Origin of the sequence: Catellatospora sp. IY07-71, from assembly GCF_018326265.1 — a bacterium.
In the GTDB taxonomy this organism is placed as follows: domain Bacteria; phylum Actinomycetota; class Actinomycetes; order Mycobacteriales; family Micromonosporaceae; genus Catellatospora.
In genome coordinates, this window is record NZ_AP023360.1 from 7,787,639 (window position 1) to 7,809,298 (window position 21,660).

Annotated in this window: 23 protein-coding genes; 13 read left to right on the forward strand and 10 right to left on the reverse strand. The window is 74.4% G+C overall.

The window, feature by feature from the left end:
* Positions 1 to 2 precede the first annotated feature (2 nt).
* Positions 3 to 1,133: a polyprenyl synthetase family protein gene (locus CS0771_RS34865; RefSeq protein ID WP_212844963.1), complete on the reverse strand. Its 1,131-nt coding sequence runs from the start codon at positions 1,131 to 1,133 to the stop codon at positions 3 to 5.
* A gap of 66 nt (positions 1,134 to 1,199) precedes the next feature.
* Between CS0771_RS34865 and CS0771_RS34870 the strand changes: the two genes are divergently transcribed.
* From CS0771_RS34870 to CS0771_RS34905, 8 genes are all read left to right on the forward strand, one after another.
* Positions 1,200 to 2,126, forward strand: coding sequence for a phytoene/squalene synthase family protein (locus tag CS0771_RS34870; RefSeq protein ID WP_212844964.1), 927 nt, complete (start codon positions 1,200 to 1,202; stop codon positions 2,124 to 2,126).
* Positions 2,126 to 2,503: a lycopene cyclase domain-containing protein gene (locus CS0771_RS34875; RefSeq protein ID WP_212844965.1), complete on the forward strand. Its 378-nt coding sequence runs from the start codon at positions 2,126 to 2,128 to the stop codon at positions 2,501 to 2,503. Before CS0771_RS34870 ends, CS0771_RS34875 begins: the two co-directional genes overlap by 1 nt.
* Positions 2,496 to 2,810, forward strand: a complete 315-nt coding sequence (locus CS0771_RS34880; RefSeq protein ID WP_212844966.1) for a lycopene cyclase domain-containing protein — start codon at positions 2,496 to 2,498, stop codon at positions 2,808 to 2,810. The genes CS0771_RS34875 and CS0771_RS34880 overlap by 8 nt, the downstream gene beginning before the upstream one ends.
* Positions 2,803 to 3,468: a lysophospholipid acyltransferase family protein gene (locus tag CS0771_RS34885; protein WP_212844967.1), complete on the forward strand. Its 666-nt coding sequence runs from the start codon at positions 2,803 to 2,805 to the stop codon at positions 3,466 to 3,468. Before CS0771_RS34880 ends, CS0771_RS34885 begins: the two co-directional genes overlap by 8 nt.
* Positions 3,456 to 4,646 (forward strand): glycosyltransferase family 2 protein, encoded by a 1,191-nt coding sequence (locus CS0771_RS34890; RefSeq protein ID WP_212844968.1) that lies wholly within the window; start codon positions 3,456 to 3,458, stop codon positions 4,644 to 4,646. Before CS0771_RS34885 ends, CS0771_RS34890 begins: the two co-directional genes overlap by 13 nt.
* On the forward strand, positions 4,643 to 5,779 hold the full coding sequence (locus CS0771_RS34895) for a cytochrome P450 (RefSeq protein ID WP_212844969.1): 1,137 nt from the start codon (positions 4,643 to 4,645) through the stop codon (positions 5,777 to 5,779). Before CS0771_RS34890 ends, CS0771_RS34895 begins: the two co-directional genes overlap by 4 nt.
* A gap of 240 nt (positions 5,780 to 6,019) precedes the next feature.
* Positions 6,020 to 7,303, forward strand: coding sequence for an NAD(P)/FAD-dependent oxidoreductase (locus tag CS0771_RS34900; RefSeq protein WP_212844970.1), 1,284 nt, complete (start codon positions 6,020 to 6,022; stop codon positions 7,301 to 7,303).
* Positions 7,304 to 7,389: 86 nt separating this feature from the next.
* Complete coding sequence (locus tag CS0771_RS34905) at positions 7,390 to 9,054, forward strand: DHA2 family efflux MFS transporter permease subunit (protein WP_212844971.1); 1,665 nt, start codon at positions 7,390 to 7,392, stop codon at positions 9,052 to 9,054.
* 157 nt (positions 9,055 to 9,211) lie between these two features.
* Here CS0771_RS34905 and CS0771_RS34910 read toward each other — a convergent pair whose 3' ends face one another.
* From CS0771_RS34910 to CS0771_RS34925, 4 genes are all read right to left on the reverse strand, one after another.
* Positions 9,212 to 9,436: a hypothetical protein gene (locus tag CS0771_RS34910; protein ID WP_212844972.1), complete on the reverse strand. Its 225-nt coding sequence runs from the start codon at positions 9,434 to 9,436 to the stop codon at positions 9,212 to 9,214.
* Positions 9,437 to 9,482: 46 nt separating this feature from the next.
* Positions 9,483 to 10,148, reverse strand: coding sequence for an NADPH-dependent F420 reductase (locus tag CS0771_RS34915; RefSeq protein ID WP_212844973.1), 666 nt, complete (start codon positions 10,146 to 10,148; stop codon positions 9,483 to 9,485).
* Between the two features lie 270 nt (positions 10,149 to 10,418).
* A complete protein-coding gene (locus CS0771_RS34920; RefSeq protein WP_212844974.1) occupies positions 10,419 to 10,862 on the reverse strand; it encodes a hypothetical protein in 444 nt (147 codons plus the stop codon).
* Entirely contained in the window at positions 10,859 to 11,611 is a 753-nt protein-coding gene (locus tag CS0771_RS34925; protein WP_212844975.1) for a metalloregulator ArsR/SmtB family transcription factor, read from the reverse strand. The genes CS0771_RS34920 and CS0771_RS34925 overlap by 4 nt, the downstream gene beginning before the upstream one ends.
* A gap of 43 nt (positions 11,612 to 11,654) precedes the next feature.
* Between CS0771_RS34925 and CS0771_RS34930 the strand changes: the two genes are divergently transcribed.
* Positions 11,655 to 12,071: a group III truncated hemoglobin gene (locus tag CS0771_RS34930; protein WP_212844976.1), complete on the forward strand. Its 417-nt coding sequence runs from the start codon at positions 11,655 to 11,657 to the stop codon at positions 12,069 to 12,071.
* Between the two features lie 67 nt (positions 12,072 to 12,138).
* Here CS0771_RS34930 and CS0771_RS34935 read toward each other — a convergent pair whose 3' ends face one another.
* Positions 12,139 to 14,370 carry a M4 family metallopeptidase gene (locus tag CS0771_RS34935; RefSeq protein WP_244871212.1) on the reverse strand — a complete coding sequence of 744 codons (2,232 nt, stop codon included), beginning with the start codon at positions 14,368 to 14,370 and terminating at the stop codon, positions 12,139 to 12,141.
* A gap of 230 nt (positions 14,371 to 14,600) precedes the next feature.
* Between CS0771_RS34935 and CS0771_RS34940 the strand changes: the two genes are divergently transcribed.
* Complete coding sequence (locus CS0771_RS34940) at positions 14,601 to 15,521, forward strand: GNAT family N-acetyltransferase (protein WP_212844978.1); 921 nt, start codon at positions 14,601 to 14,603, stop codon at positions 15,519 to 15,521.
* Between the two features lie 119 nt (positions 15,522 to 15,640).
* Complete coding sequence (locus tag CS0771_RS34945) at positions 15,641 to 16,693, forward strand: hypothetical protein (protein ID WP_212844979.1); 1,053 nt, start codon at positions 15,641 to 15,643, stop codon at positions 16,691 to 16,693.
* Positions 16,694 to 16,776: 83 nt separating this feature from the next.
* Here CS0771_RS34945 and CS0771_RS34950 read toward each other — a convergent pair whose 3' ends face one another.
* The 4 genes from CS0771_RS34950 to CS0771_RS34965 all read right to left on the reverse strand — a co-directional run bounded on the left by CS0771_RS34950 (position 16,777) and on the right by CS0771_RS34965 (position 19,181).
* Positions 16,777 to 17,280 (reverse strand): DUF1990 family protein, encoded by a 504-nt coding sequence (locus CS0771_RS34950; RefSeq protein ID WP_212844980.1) that lies wholly within the window; start codon positions 17,278 to 17,280, stop codon positions 16,777 to 16,779.
* Positions 17,281 to 17,353: 73 nt separating this feature from the next.
* Positions 17,354 to 17,923, reverse strand: coding sequence for a Rieske (2Fe-2S) protein (locus CS0771_RS34955; protein ID WP_244871213.1), 570 nt, complete (start codon positions 17,921 to 17,923; stop codon positions 17,354 to 17,356).
* Positions 17,923 to 18,477, reverse strand: coding sequence for a DUF6529 family protein (locus CS0771_RS34960; RefSeq protein ID WP_212844981.1), 555 nt, complete (start codon positions 18,475 to 18,477; stop codon positions 17,923 to 17,925). The genes CS0771_RS34955 and CS0771_RS34960 overlap by 1 nt, the downstream gene beginning before the upstream one ends.
* Before the next feature lie 11 nt (positions 18,478 to 18,488).
* Positions 18,489 to 19,181, reverse strand: coding sequence for a hypothetical protein (locus tag CS0771_RS34965; protein ID WP_212844982.1), 693 nt, complete (start codon positions 19,179 to 19,181; stop codon positions 18,489 to 18,491).
* Between the two features lie 134 nt (positions 19,182 to 19,315).
* Here CS0771_RS34965 and CS0771_RS34970 point away from each other — a divergent pair, with 134 nt between their 5' ends.
* Both CS0771_RS34970 and CS0771_RS34975 read left to right on the forward strand, forming a co-directional pair.
* Positions 19,316 to 20,989: an adenylate/guanylate cyclase domain-containing protein gene (locus CS0771_RS34970; RefSeq protein WP_212844983.1), complete on the forward strand. Its 1,674-nt coding sequence runs from the start codon at positions 19,316 to 19,318 to the stop codon at positions 20,987 to 20,989.
* A 59-nt stretch (positions 20,990 to 21,048) separates the two neighbouring features.
* On the forward strand, positions 21,049 to 21,657 hold the full coding sequence (locus tag CS0771_RS34975) for a Crp/Fnr family transcriptional regulator (RefSeq protein WP_212846209.1): 609 nt from the start codon (positions 21,049 to 21,051) through the stop codon (positions 21,655 to 21,657).
* Positions 21,658 to 21,660: the final 3 nt, after the last annotated feature.

Below are 21,660 nucleotides of genomic sequence, written 5' to 3' on the forward strand. Positions count from 1 at the left end.
CGTCATGCCGCGCGCCAGGCCACGGCGGCGGCCAGCTCGCCCAGCGCGGTGCGGGTGTCGTCGTCGACGGGCGCGGCGGCCAGCGCCGCGTGCGCGTCGGCCACCCGCTCGCCGATCATCTCACTGAGCTGCTCCGGCGCTCCGGTGTCCCGGACCACCGCGGCCAGCCGCGCCACGTCGGGCCGCGGCGCGGCCAGCACCGCCGCCAGCTCGGCGCGCTGCGCCGCGCTCGCCCGCGCCTGCGCGAGCAGCAGCAGCATCGTCGGCTTGCCGAGGTCGTCGCCGACCGGCTTGCCGGTGACCGCGGGCTCGCCGAACAGACCCAGCAGGTCGTCCCGCAGCTGGAACGCCTCGCCGACGGCCAGCCCGTAGCGGGTGAACGCCCGCCCCAGCGGCCCCTGGGCGAACCCGCCACCGCCCGCGTCGGCCAGCGCCGCGCCGTAGTGCAGCGGCCAGGTCGCGGTGTAGCCGGCGGTCTTGAGCCGCGCGGTGCGCAGCGCGCGCTCCGGCGACCAGGTCCGCGCGCAGTCGCCGAGCACGTCGAGGAACTGGCCCGCGATCGCCTCGACGCGCATCCGGTCGTACGCGGTGCGCGCCTCGCGCAGGGTGCGGTCGGGCACGCCGGCCCGGGCCATCAGCCGGTCGGCCCACACCAGGAGCAGGTCGCCGACCAGGATCGCGGCGGCGTCGCCGAAGTGCGCCGCGTCCCCGCGCAGCCCCGCGGCGCGGTGGCCGTCGGCGAGCGCCCGGTGCGCGGTGGGGCGGCCCCGCCGGGTGTCGGAGCGGTCCATCACGTCGTCGTGGACCAGGGCGAACGCGTGCAGCAGCTCGAGCGCCGCGAGCGCGGGCAGCACCATGCCGACCGGCGCGTGCGGCCCGGCCACGCTGCGCCACCCCCAGTACGCGAACTGCGGGCGCACCCGCTTGCCCCCACCGAGCACCGCGTCGCGGGCGGCCGACAGCAGCGGCTCCAGCGCCGAATCCACCTCAGCCAATGCGCGCGTTTCGGCCCGAACGAATTCGGTGAGGGTGTATTCGACAAGTAGCGGCAGGTCGGCGGCGTGATGAGTGGGCGTCGCGGGCACGGCGGAGCAGGGGTGGGCGGCTAGGGCGGAGAAGGTGTCGTTGGCCACGCGCTCAGACTAGCGTAGAGTCGAAGTTGCGTCGATTGTTGAGTCGATTTTTGATGGGAGCCCCCCGTGGAGCCTGACCTAGCCGCCGCGTACGAGCGCTGCCGCGCCCTGCACCGCCGGCACGGCCGCACGTACTACCTGGCAACGCGCCTGCTCCCGGCCTGGAAGCGGCCGCACGTGCATGCGCTCTACGGCTTCACCCGGCACGCCGACGAGATCGTCGACAGCACCGACGCGCTGCCGCCCGCGGCCCGCGCCCGCGCCCTGCGCGACTGGTCGGACCGCTTCGTCGCCGGGCTGCACGGCTCGCCCGTGGACGACCCGCTGCTGCCCGCCGTGCTGCACACCATCCGCACCTTCGACCTGGACCGCGCCGACTTCGCCGCGTTCCTGCACTCCATGGCGATGGACCTGGAGATCGCCGAATACGAGGACTACGGCGACCTGCTGGAGTACATGGAGGGCTCGGCGGCCGTGATCGGCACGATGATGCTGCCGATCCTCGACCCGGCCGACCCGGCGCTCGCCCGCGAGCCCGCCCGGCAGCTCGGCCTGGCCTTCCAGCTCACCAACTTCATCCGCGACATCGGCGAGGACCTCGACCGGGGCCGGGTCTACCTGCCCCAGCGCGACCTGCGCGCGTTCGGGCTGAGCACCGCCGACCTGCGGCTGGCCGCGCAGCGGGGCACCGCCAGCACGGCCATCCGGGAGCTGGTGCGCTACGAGATCACGCGGGCCCGCGCCCACTACGCCGCCGCCGCGCCCGGCGTCACCATGCTCGCGCCGACCTCGCAGGCCTGCATCCGCGCCGCGTACCACCTCTACGGCGGGATCCTCGACGAGGTGGAGCGGGCCGACTGCGACGTCTTCGCCCGCCGGGCCACGGTGCCGAACCGGCGGCGGCTGCTCGTCGCGGCGCGCTGCCTGCTCACCCCGGCCGGCAGGCCGGTCGCGGCGCCGAGCGCGCCGCCCGTGCCGCAGGCGGCCGGCTGATGGACCGGCTGCGCTACCTGCTCGTCCTGGCCGCGTGCCTGGCCGTGACGCTGCCCCTGGAGGCGGGGCTGGGCGCGCGGGTGTACCGCCGCCCCCGCCGCCTGCTGGCCACCCTCGCCCCGGTCGTCGCGGTCTTCGTGCTGTGGGACCTCGCCGCGACCGCCCGCGGCCACTGGTGGTTCTCCCCCCGCTACACCACCGGCGCCACCCTGCTCGGCCTCCCCGTCGAGGAGTGGCTCTTCTTCCTCGTCGTCCCCCTCTGCGCCCTGCTCACCTTCGAAGTCCTCACCCGCGGCCCGGCCGCCCTGGGCCTGACCGCCACCCCCACCCCCATCCCCGCCGCGCAGCCCGGCAAGGCGGGCGGGCGCCGTGGGTGAGTACACGGTGGCGGCGGTCGCGGCCTGTCTCGCGGTGGTGGGGCTGGAGCTGGGAGTATGGCGGACCGGGCTGCTCCGCACCGGGCGATACTGGGGAACGCTGGCGATCTCGCTGCTGTTCATGGTGCCCGTCGACGGCTGGCTGACCCGGGCCGACGCGACCGTCGTGCACTACGCGCCGGACGCGATCACGGGGCTGCGGGTGCCGTGGGACATCCCGGTCGAGGACTACGCGTTCGCGTACGCCCTGATCACCCTCACCCTGCTGCTGTGGGTGCGGGCCGGGCGCGGTGCGGCCGATGGCTGACCCGGTCGCCGCTGCGATGCGGCATGGCTTCACCCACCTCGTGCGGCGCGAGCTGCGCGGCGTCTGGCTGCACGGCGGCCTGCCGCGCGGCCCGTTCGTCTGGGCGGCCAACCACCACACCTGGTGGGACCCGTTCGTCGCCGCGGCGGTGCTGTGGCGCACCGGCCACCCCGCCTGCCTGCTGATGCAGCAGGACAACCTGGCCCGCTACGGCTTCCTGCGCCGCCTGGGCGTGTTCGGCACGCACGAGCCACGCACCGGGCTGCGGCTGCTGCGCGACGGGCGCACCCTGGTCGTGTACCCCGAGGGCGAGCTGCGCCCGGCCGGTCCGCCCGGCCCGCTGTCCCGCGGCGCCGCCTGGTACGCCCGCCAGGCGCGGGTGCCGCTGCTCGCGGTCGCGGTGCGGGTGGTGCTGCGCGGCCACAACCGGCCCGAGGCGTACGTCTCCTGCACCGAGGTGCCACGCGGCCGGGACGACGCGCAGGTCACCGCCAAGCTCGCCGAGGCCCTGGCCGTCGACCTGTCCCACCTCGACGGGCAGCTCGCCGGGGCCGACCCCCGGCAGCCGCTGTCCGGCTTCCGCCGGGTGCTCGCCGGGCGGCGCAGCTGGGACGAGCGCGTCGACGCGGCGAAAGGAGCCCTGCCATGGCGCTCCTAGCCGCCGCCGTGGCCGCATACCACCTGGTCAAGACCGCCGGACTGGTGGCCAACGCCCGCTCCTTCCCGGTCCTGGCGACGCCGCCCCGGGTCACGCCCCGCACCCGGCCGGCGGGCGGCCCGTCGCCGGACACCCGTCCAGGGGGCGACCCGTCGGCGGGCACGTTGCCCAGGCTCGCCCGTGAGCCGGGTACGGGCGGTGCGGGCGCGGCCGGGCGGCTGCCGCGCACGTCCCTGCTCGTGCCCGCCCGGGACGAGGCCGCGCGGCTGCCGTCGACCCTGCCCGGCCTGCTCGCGCAGCCCGCCGACGAGATCCTCGTGCTCGACGACGGCTCCAGCGACGGCACCGCCGACGTGGTACGCGGCTTCGCCGATCCGCGCCTGCGGCTGCTCACCGGCGCGCCCCGGCCCGAGGGCTGGATCGGCAAGAACTGGGCCTGCCACCAGCTCGCCGCGGCCGCCACCGGTGACCTGCTGGTGTACCTGGACGCCGACGTCACGCTGCGCCCCGGCGCGCTCGACGCGGTCTGGACGCAGGTACGCCGCCAGCGCGCCGACGTCTTCTCCGTGTTCCCGCGCCAGGAGACCGGCACGCTGGGCGAGCGGCTGCTGGTGCCGCTGATCGACGAGAACCTGCTCGGCTTCCTGCCCCATCAGCTGCTGGACCTGCCCATCCCGGCTGCCGCGGTGGCCAACGGGCAGCTGCTGGCGTTCCGGCGGGCCGCCTACGACCGGCTCGGCGGCCACGCGGCCGTGGCCGGGGAGATCGTGGAGGATCTGGCGCTGGCGAGGCTGGCCCGCCGGACGGGGCTCAAGCTCGGGCTCGCGCTGGGCGGGGACCTGGTCAGCACCCGGATGTACGACGGCTACCGCAGCACCGTGCGCGGCACGGGCAAGAGCATGCGGGCCGCGCACGGCGGCAGCGACGTGCTGCTCGCGGCGAGCGCGGCCTGGCACCTGGCCGCGTACACGCTGCCGTGGCTGCGCTGGAGGCACGGCGCGGCCTGGCGGCTGGCGGCGGTGCTCGGGCTGGCCGAGCGGGTCGTCAGCAACGCCAAGACCGGGCGCGGCGCGTACGCCGAGGCCGCGCTCGTCCCGTTCACCGCCCCCGCCGCGCTGCCCGTGTACGCGCTGGCGCTGCGGCGTACCGCCGTCTGGAAGGGACGCCGCTACCGGTGACCGCGCTGCCCGCCCCCGCCGCCACCCCGCTGCTGGGCCACCTGTGGCGGTGGTCCACCGACCCGGTGCGCCTGCTGACCGACGGCGCGCGCACCGGCGACGTGTTCCGGCTGCGGCTGTGGCGCCCGGCGATCGTCGGCTACACCCCGGACTGGAACCGTGCCGTGCTCGGCGACCTGGAGACGTTCCGCAGCGTCGGCAGCCTCAGCGGCCTCACGCCATACCTGTCGGCCGGAGTCGTGTACCGCGACCAGCCGGAACACGACCCGCGCCGGCGCGAGCTGAACCCGCACTTCCACAGCCGCGGCCTGGCCCACCTGACCGCCCGGCTCGACGAGATCGCCCACGCCGCGCTGCCCCCGGCCGACCCGCCCGCCGGTCCCGTCGAGGCCCTGGCCTGGTCGAGCCGCACGGTGCGGCGCATGCTCAACGCGGCGTTCTTCGGCGGTGCGCTGCCCGACCCGCTGCTCGCGGCGTTCCTGCACCCGCTCCAGCAGCCGGTGCCGGGGCCGATGCTGCCCCGCCCGCTGCTGTTCCGCCGCCTCGACGCGGCGACCGCGCGCGTCCTGGCCGACCCGCCGCCGGGCACGCTGGCGCACGCGCTGGCCGGGCTGGACGGCGCGGTCGCCGAGATCCGGGTCGGGCTCGCCGCCGGATACGACACCACGGCGCACACCCTCGCCTGGACGCTGTGGCACCTGGCCGGGGCGCCGGAGTGGTGCCGCCCGGAGGCGCTGCCCCAGGTCGTGGACGAGGTGCTGCGCCTCTACCCGGCGGGCTGGCTGGGCAGCCGGATCACCGCCCGCGCGGTGACCGTGACCGGCGTGCCGATCCCGGCGGGCACGCTGGTGCTGTACTCCCCCCTCCTCACCCACCGCGATCCGCGGCTGTGGCCCGACCCGCTCGCCTTCAAGCCAGACCGGTTCGACGACGGCCGCCCGGCCTGGGGTTTCCTGCCGTTCAGCGCCGGGCGGCGCACCTGCCTGGGCGCGCACCTGGCCCGCGCCATGCTGCACGCCGCCCTCACCCCCTGGTGCGCTGGAAAGATCACCCAAATCGACGGCGACCCCCGCCCAGCCGCCGCCATCGCCCTCCGCCCCACCGGCCCCCTCTGGATCGAGCGCCACCCCTGACCGCACCTCCTTGATCATCCGACTTGCCTGGCACCTGGGCGTATCTTGAGCCCGCTTTCGCCCATGTGCCTGGCAAGTCCGATGACCTTGGCGACGCCCGGACGGGCGCGCCTCGGTCGGGGCGGGGTGGGGTGGGTGGGGTGGGGTGGGGTGGGTGGGGTGGGGTGGGGTGGGGGCGGATGGGGGGCGCAGTCGGGGAAGGGGCGGATGCGGGTGATGGGACGGGCCTAGCCTGGGCGTATGGCGCAGCATGTGGACGTCGCGATCGTCGGGGCGGGGTTGTCGGGGCTCGTCGCCGCGCGCTGGCTGGGTGACGCGGGGCTGCGGGTCGGGGTGTACGAGGCGGGCGACGACGTCGGCGGGCGGGTGCGTACGGACGAGGTCGACGGCTTCCTGCTGGACCGGGGCTTCCAGGTGGTCTGCCCGGCGTATCCGGCGCTGGCCGCCGAGTTCGACGTCGACGCCCTGCACCTGCGCCCCTTCGCCAGGGGCCTGGCCGTGCGCCACCGCGGCCGGATCCACCGGCTGCGCGCCGACATCACCGCCCCGGCCGCGGTCACCGGCGGCCTGCTGCCGCTCGGCGACGCGTTCGCGCTGGCCGCCCTCGGCGTACGCGGCGCCCTCGGCCCCGTTCGGCAGTTCAAGCGCGAGCCGGACCGCACCACGCTGGAGGTGCTCAAGGAGGCCGGCTTCTCCCCCGCCGGGGTCGACCGGGTGCTGCGGCCGTTCCTGGCCGGGGTGCTGCTGGAGGACCGGCTGACCACCTCCGGGCGCTTCTTCCAGCTGGTCTGGCGCTCGTTCCTGCACGGCGGCGGCGCGGTGCCCGCCCAGGGCATGCACGCGCTGCCCCGCCAGCTCGCCGGTCACCTGCCGGACGGCACCGTCCACCTCGGCGCCCGGGTCGACCGGCTCACGCCGGCCGGGCTGGCCGTCGCGGACGGCGACGAGGTCCACGCCGACGTCGTCGTCGTGGCCACCGACGCGAGCGCCGCCGCGGTGCTGCTGCCCGGCCTGGCCGAACCCGCCTGGCACGGGGTCACCACCTTCTACCACGCCGCGGACGCCCCGCCCCGGCGCGATGCGCTGCCCATCGTCGACGCCGAACAGCCCGGCCTGGTCCGCAACACGGTGGTGCTGTCCGCCGCCGCGGCCGGCTACGCCCCGTCCGGCCAGGCGCTGATCGCGACCTCCGTGCTGGACACGGTCACCCCGCTGGACGAGCTGGAACGCCGGGTACGCGGCCGCCTGTCCGTGCTGTACGGCACCGACACCGCGGGCTGGCGGCTGCTGCGGGCGTACCGTGTGCCGCACGCGCTGCCCGCGATGCCCGCGCCGCACCCGCTGCGCCGGACCGTGCGCTACGGCCAGCGCCGTTACGTCTGCGGCGACCACCGCGACACCAGCTCCATCCAGGGCGCGCTGGTGTCGGGGCGCCGCGTCGCCCGAACAGTGCTGGAGGACCTGCACGGCCCGGCAGCCCGGGTGCTGGTGGGGAGCGGATCGGACCGGGCCGCGCCGCGCTGATCCCGCCCGCTCGGGTGCCCGGGCCATCGATGTGACGGGACTATGCTCCAGTTCGTTCGCGTCCCCGACGAGCGAGGAGAGCCGCCGTGACCATCCCGCAGGACAGCGGCGTCTCGCAGGCGGGCCGCCGGGCCAACCCGTGGCTCGTCCTCTTCGTACTCTGCCTCGGCTTCTTCATGATCCTGCTCGACACGACGATCGTGAACATCGCCATCCCGGACCTCATCGACGACCTCGGCGCATCGCTCGACGAGATCCTGTGGATCCTCAACGCCTACATCCTGGTGTACGCGGTGCTGCTCATCACCGCGGGCAGGCTCGGCGACATCCACGGCCCCAAGCGGCTGTTCATGCTCGGCCTGGTGCTGTTCACCGCCGCGTCCATCGCGTGCGGCCTGGCCCAGAGCCCGGAGCAGCTCGTCGCGTTCCGCATCGCGCAGGGCGTGGGCGGGGCGCTGCTCACCCCGCAGACGCTCGCCGTGATCACCACGATCTTCCCGGCCGAGCGGCGCGGCGCGGCGTTCGGCGTGTGGGGCGCCGTCGCCGGCCTGGCCACCGTCACCGGCCCGGCGCTGGGCGGCTGGCTGGTGTCCGAGTGGGGCTGGCGGTGGATCTTCTACGTGAACGTGCCGGTGGGCGTGCTCGCGCTGGCCATGGCCGCGGTGTTCATGCCCGACCTGCGCTTCCAGCGCCGCCACCGGCTCGACCTGTCCGGCACCGGCCTGGTCACCCTCGGCCTGTTCGGAGTCTGCTTCGGCCTGATCGAGGGCCAGTCGCACGACTGGGGCGCGGTCTGGGGGCCGGTCACCATCCCGATGGTCATCGCCGCCGGTGTGGTCGTGCTCGCCGTGTTCGTCTGGCAGCTGCACACCCGCCGCGACCACGAGCCGCTGATCCCGCTGCGCCTGTTCGCCGACCGCAACTTCTCCGTCATGAACGCCGTCGTCGCGGCCGTCTCCTTCGGCATGCTCGGCCTGTTCCTGCCGCTCACCATCTACCTGCAGTCCGTGCTCGGCCTCAGCGCGCTGCAGGCGGGCCTCACCACCGCGCCGATGTCGGCGATGTCCATGGTGTTCGCCCCGTTCGCGGGCCGGCTGGCCGACGGCCGCCACGGGCGGTGGGCGCTGCTCGGCGGCATGACATTGTGGACCGTGGGCCTGACCGCCGTCATCCTCACCGCGCAGCCCGGCTCCGACCGCGGCGACCTGATGCCCGGCCTGCTCGTGGCCGGTCTCGGCCTCGGCTTCGTGTTCGCCCCGCTGCAGACCATCGCCATGCGCGGCGTCGAGCCGCGGCAGGCAGGCGCCGCCTCCGGCGTCATCAACACCACCCGCCAGCTCGGCGCGGTCATCGGCGCCGCCGCGGTCGGCGCGCTGCTCCAGGCGCAGCTGGCCACGTCGCTGGCCGAGCAGGCGCGGACCAACGCCGCCGGGCTGCCCGAGGGGGTACGCGAGCGGTTCACCGAGGCGTTCGCCCACATGGGATCCGGCGGTATGGAGGTCGGCGCCGGCCAGAGCGGCGCCCACCTGCCCGCGGGCACCCCCGGCCCGATCGCCGAGCTCGCGCACACCACGTTCCAGCAGGGCTTCACCACCGCGATGAAGGTGACCACGGCTCTGCCCCTGGCCGTGCTCGCCCTCGCCGCGCTGTCGGTCCTCCTGGTCCGCTCCCGCCCCGCCCCCGTCTCCATCCCCGACCAGGCCGTCCCCGCGCCCGCCACCGCCGCCGGACCGGTGACCGCCGACCACTGACCCGGCCCCAGCGCGCAAGATCGGTGTCTCGTGTCGGAAGGTGCGGCGAGACCGCAGGTTCGGACACGAGACCGTGATCTCTGGCGCGAGGTCCGGCCCGGGGGCTAGGCGACCGGACCGGCCGCCGCGGAAGGCGGCGGCGCACGCGGCGGCGGGGTCAGCGGGAGGTGTTGCGGGGGTGGCTGCGGGCGGTGCGCTCGTTGCCGTGGCGGTAGTTGCCCGTCCAGCGGGCCATGACCTGCTGCGGGTCACCGGCCTCGACCTCGGCCAGGAAGCGGGCCGCGCGCTCGCCGCGCAGCAGCGTCACCACGGCACGGCGGTGCGATACGGCGACGGACCCGTCGCCGCGCACGGCGTACTCGAATCCGTGGGGTGCCGGCATGCGGCCGATCCTGTCACGGCGACCGCACCGGCCGCCACCGGCTTTCTCAGGCCGCGTCCAGCGCCGCCCGCACCGTCGCCGCGTCGGCGGGCGTGCCGTGCTCGTCGCTGAACGGGCCGTACGGCGTCCCGTACGCGGGCGTCCCCGGCTGGTGGCGGCGCCCACCGGCGCCCAGCGGACCGGAGTCCACGCCGTCGTACCCGATCGCGTCGAGGAACGCGAGCACGGCCGCCTTCGCCTCGGGGTCGTCGGCGGACACCACCAGCGCGCTGCGGTCGGCGGCGTCCGCCGGGCGGGCCAGCGAGCCCAGGTGCTTGAAGTAGATGTTGTTGAACACCTTCACCACCCGCGCCCCGGCGAGGTGGCGCTGGAGCAGTTCGCTGCTGGTGGTGCTGCCGTCGTCGAGCACGTCGAGGTGCCCGTCGCGCTCCGGGTAGTAGTTGTTGGTGTCCATCACGACCTTGCCGGCCAGCGGCGCGGCCGGGATGGCCGGGTACGCCCGCAGCGGCACGCTGACCAGCACCAGGTCACCCGCGCGAGCCGCCTCCTCGACGGTGCCGGCGCGGGCGCGCGGGCCCAGCTCGGCGACGAGGCCGGTGAGCGTCTGCGGCCCGCGCGAGTTGCTCAGCACCACGTCGTAGCCGGCCGCGACGGCCAGCCGGGCGACGGTGCCGCCGATGTTGCCGCTACCGATGAATCCGATGGTCGTCATGCCGTCCCCCGTCATCCCGGACCGGCGGCCGCCCGTGCCGGGACGCCTACCCGTCCCGGCCCGGGTGGCCCCGGCCGTGCTGTCCGCCCCGGCCGCCGCCTGCCCGCGCGCTCCGGGATGCGCGGTGCCCGTCAGCGGGCACCGCCTTGGACAACGCGGCCGAGCCACCGGCGGTGACTACCCCGGTGGCACGCCCCGGCCCGGAACGGGACCGGCCCATCATCGGTCGCCGATGATCAGGGCTCCCAGTGGTTTCGAAACCGGGGCCGGTCAGTCGCGCGCGGCACGCAGCAGCAGACTGACGCCCAGCACCGGCAGCAGGACGAGCTTCGCGCCCTCCAGCACGATGTAGAGCAGATGGAGCGACGACGCGGGCGGCACGCCGCCGTCGATGATCACCTGGGCGCGCTCGTCCAGCAGCGGGCGCAGCACCAGCGCCTGCACCGCCAGCAGCGCCCACAGGCCGCCGGTCAGCCACCGGCGCAGGCGTCCCACGGCGGCCCCGGCCAGCGCCAGCGTCAGCAGCACCAGCAGCACGAACTCGGCGGCGTTGAGCGCGCCGAAGACGAGCCGCCCGATGCCCAGCCCGAGCGCGGTGGTGATGCCCGGCGCCTGGAACTTCAGCGGGGCCTCCAGCAGCGAGATCGCGGCGACCATGCCGAACCACACGAACGGCACCGCCACCTGCCCGACCAGCCGCACCCTGCCCGTCACGCCCCCTCGCGTTCCGGCACGACCTTCCTGATCTCCGCGATACAGACCCCGGGTCGCGCGAACGGCACCAGCTCCGCCGCGAACGTCCGCGCCGCGCCGGACGCGCCCACCGGACCGCCGCTCCGGCCGTCCGCGGCCGCCCTGCCGCCGCTCGGGCCGTCCCCGGCCGGGCCGCCTTCGACCAGGCCGCGCAGCAGGCCGAGGTGTACGCCGCACACCACGCCCGGATGCCGCCGGGCCACATCGAGGAACGGGCACGCATGCAGCTCGATCCGGGCCGCGTCGCGCTCCGGCGTGCGCACCGGGTCGAAGCCCAGCTCAGCGAACAGCGCCGTCGCCCGCGCGGCCGCCTCGCCGAGCGTGCCGGGCGCGTTCGGCGCGACCCCGGCGGGCCCCGCGGCGCGTTGCCAGCGGGCACCCGCGGCACGGGCCGGCTCGACACCGGCAGCGTCGTCCAGCATGCTCGCCAGCAGCTCGGCGAGCAGGGCGTAGCCGCCCTCATGGGTGGTGGGGGCCGCGCAGGCGTACACGGCCTGCGGGCGACCCCGCCCGCCGCTCGCCTGCCGGGACTCGATGACGTATCCCGCCTCGATGAGAACTTTGAGGTGGAATCGCACGGTATTGGGGTGCAATCCGGTGGCCCGCGCGAGCGCGAGCACGTCCTGCGGCACCCCGGCCGTGCGCAGCGTGTCGAGCACCCGCCGCCGGCTGGCCACCGCGAGCGCGCCGAAGGTCATATCCCCGCCCACGAGCCGAATATATACGATGGCGGTAGTAAAAAATGGAGGCACCGTGCGAACCGACATCGCCGACCGCGCCGACATCACCGCGCTGGTCACCGACTTCTACACCCGCGTGTACGCCGACGACCTGATCGGACCGGTCTTCACCGAGGTGGCCCGGCTGGACCTCGCCGCCCACCTGCCCATCATGTGCGACTTCTGGGAGTCCGTGCTGCTCAACCCCGGCACCTACCGCCGCAACGCGCTCGCCCCGCACGTCGCCCTGAGCCGCCGCGCCGTCCTGGAGCGCCGCCACTTCGACCGCTGGCTGCGCCTATGGCACGACACCGTCGACGACCGCCACGAGGGCCCTCGCGCCGAGCAGGCAAAACGCCAGGCGATCCGTATCGCCGCCTCCCTCCGTCGCCGCCTCGCCGGGGGCACCGGCACCGAGTTCGTCACCATCGCCACCGGCCCCGCGGCCTGACCCACGGCAACGGGGCGAGGGCGCCACCCGGGTTGCGGATGGCGCCCTCGTTCTGGGGAGGATCAGGTCAGAGAGTCAGCGACCAGGTGTCGATCCGTCCCGTGTCGGCCGTGGCGGCGTCGCGGACCCGCAGGGTCCAGGTGCCGTTGGCGGCCTCCGTGGAGAGGTTCCGGCTGAACGTCTGGATGATGTTGTCGGTGCTGCTGCCGGTGCGGTTGTGCAGGTTGTAGACGCTGCCGTCCGGCGCGATCAGGTCGACGACGAGGTCACCCTTGTACGTGTGGTAGATCGTCACCGCGACGGAGCTGGTGGCCGACGCGTTGCGGTTGCAGCCCGCGATGGTGATGGTGCTGGTCACCGTGGCGTTGTCCGGGATGGCGACGTCGGTCGGGTTGGTGCCGGTGCAGCCCGGCGCCCCGTTGACCGTCAGCGAGTACGTCGCGGTCCGGGTCGAGCTCGCCCCGGTGCCGGTGACGGTCACCGCGTACGTGCCCGCCGGGGTGGACGCGCTGGTCGCGATGGTCAGCGTCGAGGTGCCGCCCGCCGAGGTGATCGACGAGGGGCTGAACGACGCGGTGGCGCCCGACGGCAGGCCGGAGGCGGACAGGCTGACCGTCTGCGCGCTGCCGTTGGTGAGGGTGGCGGTGATGGTGCTGGTCACCGAGCTGCCCGGGTTGACCGAACCCGACGCGGGCGAGGCCGCGAGCGAGAAGTCGTTGCCGGTCGGGCAGGCGGTGTCGCTGCCGGCCACGTTGACCGCGGTCCAGGCGGCCTGGACGGTCTTGTACTCCACGGAGCACTGGCCGTACAGGTCGGTCGCGGCGCGCAGGGTGTACGCGCGGGCGGTGTTGGCCGGGTTGCTGGTCAGCACGTAGCGGGTGCTGGAGGTGAAGTACACGTCCAGCGCGCGGTACCAGATCTTCTCCGCCTTGGCGCGGCCGATGCCGGTGACGGCCGGAGCCGAACCGCAGACCGGGCTGGTGCCGTACGCGGTGGCGCCGGTGCCCTCGGCCAGGTTGAAGAAGAAGTGGTTGCCCGGGCCCGACGAGTAGTGCACGTCGACGCTGTTGGTGCTGGTCGACCAGCAGCTGTGCGACGAGCCGTCCAGCGACGGGTTGTACATGTAACGCAGCGGCGTGCCGTTGCCGTTGATGTTGATCTTCTCGCCGACCTGGTAGTCGCCCGGGTCGCTCGGCGCGGCGGCGTAGAACTCCACCATGTTGCCGAAGATGTCCGAGGTGGCCTCGTTGAGACCGCCGGACTCACCCGAGTAGACCAGGCCCGCCAGCGCCTCGGTCACACCGTGGCTCATCTCGTGGCCGGCCACGTCCAGCGACACCAGCGGGCGGCTGTTCGACGAGCCGTCGCCGTAGGTCATCTGCGCGCCGTCCCAGAAGGCGTTCACGTAGTTGTTGCCGTAGTGAACCCGCGACGGGACACCCGCACCGTTGCCGAAGATGCCGTTGCGGCCGTGCACGTTCTTGAAGTAGTCGAACGTCTTGGCCGCGCCGAAGTGCGCGTCCACACCCGCCGACTGCCGGTTGGACTGCGCACCGGTGCCCCAGGCGTTGTCCGCGTCGGTGAACGTGGTGCAGGTCGAGGTGCCGTTGTTCATGTCGCACGTGCGGCCGTTGCCGCGCACGGGGTCGACCATCGAGTAGGTCGAGCCCGACAGCGTCGTGTCGATGCTGACCGCACCCGAGTAGATGCCGGTGCCGGTGCCGGTGACCGTCTCGATCTCGTCGAACGAGCCGATGTACGCGCCGGTCACCGCGTCGCTGATGACGTGCAGGCGGGACGGGGTCTGGCCGTCGGCCAGCCAGCCGTGCACGACGGTCTCCCACGCGAGGCGGCCGTTGCCGTTGCTGGCGTCGACGAACAGCTCCGACGAGCCGACCGAGGTCACCGTGCCGGAGAAGCCGGCCCGGGCGGTCTCCTGCGCCTTCGCGGCGGTCACCTGCGGGGTGGTGGCGAGCGACAGCGGGGCGTTCAGGCCGTTGGAGACGCCGGCGTAGGCGCCGCCGGCCTTGGTGTGCACGACGAAGTCGCCGCCGTAGACGCGCAGACCCTGGTAGGTCCGGTCGTACTTGGTGTGGGTCGCGCCGTTGGCGTCGCGCACGACGCGCTGCACGGAGTAGCCGTCAGCGGCCGAGGCGCGGATGTCGGCGGCGTTCGCCCCGACCGACTGCGCCCGGGCGGCGGCGGCCCCGTCCGGGGCCGCGCTGCTGCCGGACGCCGCTACTGCCACGAACGCGACCGTGGTGACGGCCGCGCCGGCAATGGCGATGATCTTTCTCACGAGAGTCCTCCCCGACTCCAAAATGGTCATGTGGCGGTAGCCACAAGCACTCTCTGGATACCCGAACGCTCGTTAGATAGAAAGTCTTATGTATTTCGTTGGAAACATGTAGGATCAGCGTTTCCATCGAACTATGCCAATCAAGTAGATCAGTGCACACGTGGTTACCGCCCTCTCACCCAGCGAAAAGGCACGGGCCGGATCCGCCCGGCGGCGGTAGGGTTCGCCGCGTGTTCGAGGTGCGCGAGGCGACGGAGCCCGAGACTCAGGCGTGGCGGGACGGGTGGGCGGCCCGGCTGCGCGAGCGTTATGCCGCCCGCTACCGCGACCCGGGGGCCGTGGCGCAGGAGGTCCAACGCAACCTGACCGCCCTGGCCGGTGCAGGCGGCGCGGTGTACACGGTCGAGGTCGGCGGCGCGCCCGCGGGGCACCTGGCCCTCGGCGGCCCCGTCGCGCGGCGGCCGGGTGACCGGCGGCTGCACGACCTGTGGCTGGCCCCGCAGCAGCGCGGTCGCGGTCTGGCCCGGCCACTGGCGGCCTGGGCGCGGCGGCGCGCCACGGAGGGCGGCGGCCGGAGCATGTCCGTCGCACTGGCCCCCGGCGAGGTGGCCGGCGAGGCGCTCTTCGGGGCGTACCCCCTGCGTGCGCAGCAGATGGTGAAGGACGTGGCCGCCGGCGTGACGCCACCCGCCGGGGTCGTCGGCCGCCCGATGACCGAGGCGGAGTTCGGGGCGTGGCGGGACGGCCAGATCGCGGAGCACGCCGCGGAGCTGGCCGACTCGGGCAGCGTCTCCGCCGCCGACGCGCACGGGCGGGCGGTCGCCTCGATCGGCGAGCTGCTGCCGGACGGCAGGCCTACCGAGGGCGACAGCTTCCGGTGCGTGGTGCACGACGGGCAGGTGGTGGGCACCCTCTGGCTGCGGCACGGCTTCCTGCCCGGGGTCGGCTTCGTGTTCGGCGTGGACGTACGGCCGGAGTTCCGCGGCCGGGGTTTCGGGCGCGCGGCGATGCTCGTCGGCGAGCAGGTGACCGCCGCGGCGGGCGAGGCCCAGCTCGGGCTGAACGTGTACGGCCACAACACGATCGCGCGGCGCCTCTACGACTCGCTCGGTTACCAGGTGGTGGAGCGCTACCACTCCGCCGAGCTGTGACCGGGGCGCACGGGCCGCCGATCGTTGCTCGCACAGGTTTCCGACACATCCATTGAGATCGTTAAATTGGCATGTTTCCATGTCCGGGCAGTTACCGTCCCGTCACGGAAAGGATCGACATGCCCAGACCGACTCGCGCGATCTCCGCTCTCATCGGGATCGTCGCCCTGCTCGGCATGCTCCTCGGCATCGCGTCGCCCGCTCAGGCGGCCGTGCCCGACCGGTTCGGCTTCGCGCTCTGGAACGGCGCGGCAGTGGTGCCCGCGGGCACCTTCCCGGCGGCGACCACGGTGGTCCCGCTGGGCGTCGGCATCTACCAGGTGAAGTTCGCCGGCCAGGCGTTCCCCGGCGGCGTCGTGCACGTCACCGCGATCAGCAACGGGCCGCGCTGGTGCCAGGCCGACGGCTGGGGCCCGTCCGGCGCCGACGAGATCGCGATCATCCGCTGCTTCCGGGCCGGCGGGGTGCCCGACAACAGCGGGTTCAGCGCGTTCTTCACCACCGCCTCGGGCGCCGGCGCGGGCGGCCCGTACGGCTACGTGCACACCCAGCCCACCGGCGCCATCATCAGCCAGTACAACGCCGTGGGCGCGCCGAACTCGGTGACCCCGCTCGGCGTGGGGCAGTGGAGCGTCAAGTTCCCGGGCATCGGCAGCGGCGGCCCGATCGACGGCAGCGTCCAGGTGACCGCCGCCGGCTCGGCCCCCACCCGTTGCAAGGCCCGCAACTGGACCTCGAACCCGGGGCAGCAGGAGGTCATCGTCTTCTGCTTCAACGCCGCCGGTGCCCTGGTCAACAGCCGCTTCAGCGTCACCTACCAGCAGAAGACCTCGCTGTACGGCCCGGCCTTCCCGCCGAAGTACTTCGGCTACCTCTGGCACGTGCCCGGGGCCGGACCCGCCACCACCAACTTCAACTCGGTGCTCGGCTTCGGCGCCAACACGCTCATCGCCGCCGGTCCGGGCCTGTCCCTGGTGACCTTCCCGCAGATCGGCTTCCTGCCGCTCAACGTCCAGGTCACCGCGGTCGGCTCGAACTCCAACTTCTGCGGCATGAACTTCCCCTGGACCGTCTCCGCCCCGCACCTCTACGTCCGCGACGTCAACTGCTTCACCAACGCGGGCGCCCCCATCAACACCGGCTTCACCGTCACCGCGAACTCGCGCCTCTAGCCTCTCGGGGGCGGCTTCAGTTTCGGGGAAACTGCAGGAATTCCAGGCCGCGAGGCCACAGTTTCCCCGAAACTGCACCTCCGCTATCGGCGGGCGACGAGCTTGCGGAGGGTATGGGCGAGGAGGCGGGCGTAGGTGTGTTGGAAGGCGGGGACGAGCGGGCCGGCGGCGGTGGTGAACCAGCGGTCGGGGCGGCTGAAGGCGCGCATCGAGAACCACACCGCGCCCCCGTCCACCTCGACGGCGAACGCCTCCTCGCCCCGGACGGGGTGACCGGGCAGCGTGCCGTACCCGAATCCGGCCCTGGTGGGCGTGTCCTCGGCCCACACCACCCGGCACGGCGCGGGGATCCGCAGCGGCCCGGCGCCCAGCCGCGAGGTCACTACGAGCCCTTCGACCGCGCGCGGCCCGGCCGCCTCGATCAGCACCCCGGCGGCCCGCTGCGGCGCGAACGTCAGCACCGCCTCCGCGGCGGCACGGAACACCGCCGAGTCACCGATCCGGGCGCGGTAGCGCAGGTGCCGGTAACCCGGCGGCAGGCTGTCCTGCCTGGTCGCGCCGACCTCGGCATAGCTGTACGGACGCACCGGTCCTCCACGTGTGGTTAGGAAGGGCACCTTCTACTACGGAAAACGATAAGAAGGTGCCCTTCCTTTCCCGTCAGGCGCGGATGATGTTGGGGCCGTCGGGTTTGACGCGGGTTTCGCGGAGGGCGCGGGTGGCGGGGCCGCCGGCGACCGAGCCGTCGGTGGCGCGGAAGCGGCTGCCGTGGCAGCCGCACTCGATGATGCCGTCGCGGACCTCGGTGACGACGCAGCCCTGGTGCGTGCAGATCGCCGAGAACGCCTTGAAGACGCCCTGCTGGGGCTGGGTGACGACGAGGCGCTCGCCCTCCAGGATCACGCCGCCGCCGACCGGGACCCGGGACGCCTCGACGAGGGCCTTGGCGGCCGGGGCGGCCGGTTTCGTGGCGCCGGGGCCGGTCGGCTCCGCGCCGGGCGTGGCCCCGGAGGTCGCGCCCGGGGTGGCCGCGCCCTCGGTGGCCGGGGTGTCGGTGGGCAGGTCTGCGGCCGCGGCCTCCGGATCGGCGTGCTGCCCGTAGGTCTGGCAGCCCGCCAGCAGCGCGGCGGCCCCGGCGACGCCCGCCAGCACCGCCCGCCGCGACGCGCAGCCCGCACCGCAGGTGCCCGCCGGGTCGGCGTGGTCGGTCCGTCCCATCAGGTCAGCCATCAGAATCGCACTCCGAACGTGGTGAAGAACCACAGCGACGAGGTCAGCCACAGGCCGATCAGCGCGGTGAACACCGCGCCGCCGAGCAGCGGCAGGGTCCAGCCGGGCAGCCCGCGCTTGGGCAGGCTCAGCATCTTCACGGTGAACGCGCCGAAGAAGAAGCAGCCCAGCAGCGAGTGCACCAGGGTGCGGGTGTCGTACGTGGCGAAGCCCAGCGCGTACAGGCAGTGCACGGCGACGGGCACGGCGAGCAGGAACGCGCCCCGGCCCGACCAGCGGTGCAGCGGCCCGAGCCAGCTCGGCATGCCCGGCCCGAACTTCCCCCACATCGCCAGCGCGGTGACCAGCTGCACGAGCGCGAGCAGCGCCGCCCCGCTGGCCAGCCAGACCTTCACCTCCATCGGGCCGGAGAACCCGGCGACGTTCACCGAGACGCCGGTGGGGGTGTGCACGTTGCCGTACACGCCGAGGGTCACGGCGACCACGGCGCCGAGCAGCAGCGGCACGTACAGGCCGGCCGCGGAGGTGATCCGGCGGGTGCCTTCGGTGTCCATGGCGTCCTCTCTCAGTTCGCGGTGAGCGCGCCGGTCACCGGCGTCGCGGTGAGGGCTGCCCCGTCGACGGTGACCGCGCCGGTGGCCGGGTCGATCGCGGGCGCGGGGCCCGGCTGCCCGTCCACGGACACGACGCCGACCTGGCTGCCGTTCGGCAGCACGATCCAGCCGCCGACGACCTTCGCGCCGCGTACGGTGGCGGTGGCGCGGTAGAGGCCGGACGGCTTCTTCACCGCGGGCGCGGTGAACTTCCAGGTGCGCCCGGCCGCCGCGACGGTGCCCGCGGCCTTGCCGCCGCCGAACGTGCCGGTCAGCGTGGCGCCCTTGGCACCGGTCAGCTCCAGCTTCCCGGCCGCGGCGGTGCCCTGCAGCCACACCTCGGCCTTCTTCCCGTCGCAGAGGTACGCCACGGCCACGCCGTCGGTCACGGCGATCGCGATGGTCGCGCCGCCGCCGTTGACCGGACCGGCCCAGAGGGCGTTCACCTTCGCGGCCGCCTCGCTGGGCGGTGGGTCGGCGGGCGGGCTGGTCGCCGGGGCCTCGGTCGCGGGCGCGGCGGCGGTCGCGGTCGGTGCCGCCGCGCCGAACCCGGCGGGATCGGGATCGGCGCCGCCGGGCGCGTTGACGGTCAGGTTCACGGTGATCAGCACGGCCGCCAGCGCGAGCCCGGCCAGCAGCGTGATCAGGGGCCCGTTGCGCTTCATAGTCAGCTCCTTCGGTCGTCACCGGGGGTGACGTACTCGATGGAACTCCGAATCGGCCGGGCGGTCTGCGCATTAGTCCACACAGCGCATTCGCGACAGTGCCAGGTGATGTCGGCGCGGCGTAGGGTGTCGGCGTGCCGCGCCCCTACCTCCCCGCCACCGTCCAGCCGGTCCGCGCCGCGGTCTGGCTGGTGCACCTCGCGCTGCCGCTGGCGGGGCTGTGGCTGCTGCTGGCGGTGCCGAGCACCGACGTCTCCTGGCACGACTCGCACAGCCACTTCTGGCTGGTGCTGGCCGTCGCGGCGGTGAACGTGGTGCTGGGCGTGCGGATGGGCGCGGTGGCCCGGACCCGTGCCGACGCGCGGCTGCTGCTGGTGTCGCTGGCGTTCCTGGCCAGCGCCGGTTTCCTGCTACTGCACGCGCTGGCCACGCCCGGGGTGCTGGTGCACCACCCGTCGGTCGGGTTCGACCTCTCGCAGCCGGTCGGTCTGGCCGTGGCGGCCGTGTTCGCGCTGGTCTCCTCGCTGGACCTGGAGGGCGTGCGGGGCGACGCGGTGCTCCGCGCGCGGCGCGCGCTCCAGCTCGGACTCTGGCTGCTGATCCTCGGGTGGGGCGCGGTGGAGCTGCTCGACCTGCCGCCGCTGAACGCCCGCCCCGGTCCGCGCGACGTGCAGGGGCCGATGGTCTGGGTGACCGTGGCGACGGTGGGGCTCTACCTGGTCGCGGCGCTGCGCTACTTCGCGATGCACCGGCGCAAGCCGGCCGCCATGCTGATCAGCATCGTCACCGCGTTCACGCTGCTGGCCGAGGCGACCGTGGCGGTGCTGCTGGCCAAGAAGTGGGCGCTGTCCTGGTGGGAGTGGCACCTGCTGCTGGCCTTCGCCTTCGGCTTCGTCGCCTACAGCGCGTACGTGCAGTACGGCCGCGAGGGCGGCAGCGGCGGCATCTTCGACGCGATCACGCTGGACCAGACCGCCCGCGCCATCCGCGCCGAGTACGGCGCCGCGCTGGAGGAGCTGACCACCGCCCTGCAGGAGCGCGAGCGCACCGGCACCGACACCGGCCCGGTGACCGCGCGGCTGGCCGAGCGCTTCGGGCTCACCGAGGGCCAGACCGCGGTGCTCGACCGGGCCGCCGCCGCGCTGTCGGCCGAGCGGGAGCTGTCGCGGACGCTGGGCACCCTGTTCCGGCACTACCTGTCGCCCGACGTGGCCGCCGCGCTGCTGGCCGACCCGGACCAGGCCGCGCTCGGCGGCGAGGTGGTCGAGGTGACCGCGCTCTTCGCCGACCTGCGCGGCTTCACCACGTTCTCGGAGGGCGTGGAGCCGGCCGAGATCGTGCGGATGCTCAACCGCTACCACGGCGTCGCGGTGCCGTGCATCCTCGACAACGGCGGCACCGTGGTGCAGTTCGTCGGCGACGCGCTGCTGGCCCTGTTCAACGCGCCCGCCCGCCAGCCCGACCACGCGCTGCGCGCGGTGCGGGCCGCGCTGGCGATGCAGCGCGGCGTGGACGCGATCGCGGCCGGGCACCCGGAGTGGCCCCGCTTCCGGGTCGGCGCGAACACCGGCCCGGCGCTGGTCGGCAACATCGGCAGCGAGCAGCTGCGCGGCTTCAACGCGATGGGCGACGCGGTCAACGTGGCCGCCCGCCTGCAGACGCTGGCCGAGCCGGGCCAGGTCGTCATCGGCGAGGCGACCCGGCTGGCCGCCGGGGCCGCGATCGTGGCGCAGCCCATGGGCGACCTGACCGTCAAGGGGCGGGTCACCACCGTGCGGGCGTACGCCGTGACCGGGCTGGCCCCGTGAGCGGCGACTTCTGGGGCCTGCTCACCGCCGACGAGCAGGAGGCGTTCACCCGGCACAGCATGCAGCGCCGGTGGACGCGCGGCGAGGTGCTGTGCCGCGAGGGCGACAGCTCGGACTGGGTCGCCATGCTGCGCGCGGGCCGGGTCAAGGCCTCCTCGCACACCGCCGCAGGCAGCGAGGTCGTGCTCGCCGTACGCGGCCCCGGCGCGCTGCTCGGCGAGCTGTCCGCCGTGGACCGTGCGCCGCGCTCGGCCACGCTGGCCGCGCTGGAGCCGGTCACCGCGCTGGTCATGCTCCTGCCCGAGTTCGAGGCGTACCTGCAGGCCCACGGCCGGGTGGCGATCCTGCTGATGCGGCTGCTCACCGAGCGGCTGCGCGACGCCGACCGCAAGCGCGTCGAGTTCGGCGCGCAGGACAGCACCGGCCGGGTCGCGGCGCGCCTGGTCGAGCTGGCCGAACGGTTCGGCCGGGCGGAGGGCGGCGCGATCGCCATCGCGCTGCCGCTGTCGCAGGACGAGCTGGCGGGCTGGGTGGGCGCGTCGCGGGAGGCGGTGAGCAAGGCGCTGGGTGTGCTGCGTACCAACGGCTGGGTCCGCACCAGCCGCATGCAGGTCACGGTCCTGGACCTGCCCGCCCTCCGCGCCCGCGCCGGGCTGCCCCGCGCATAGACT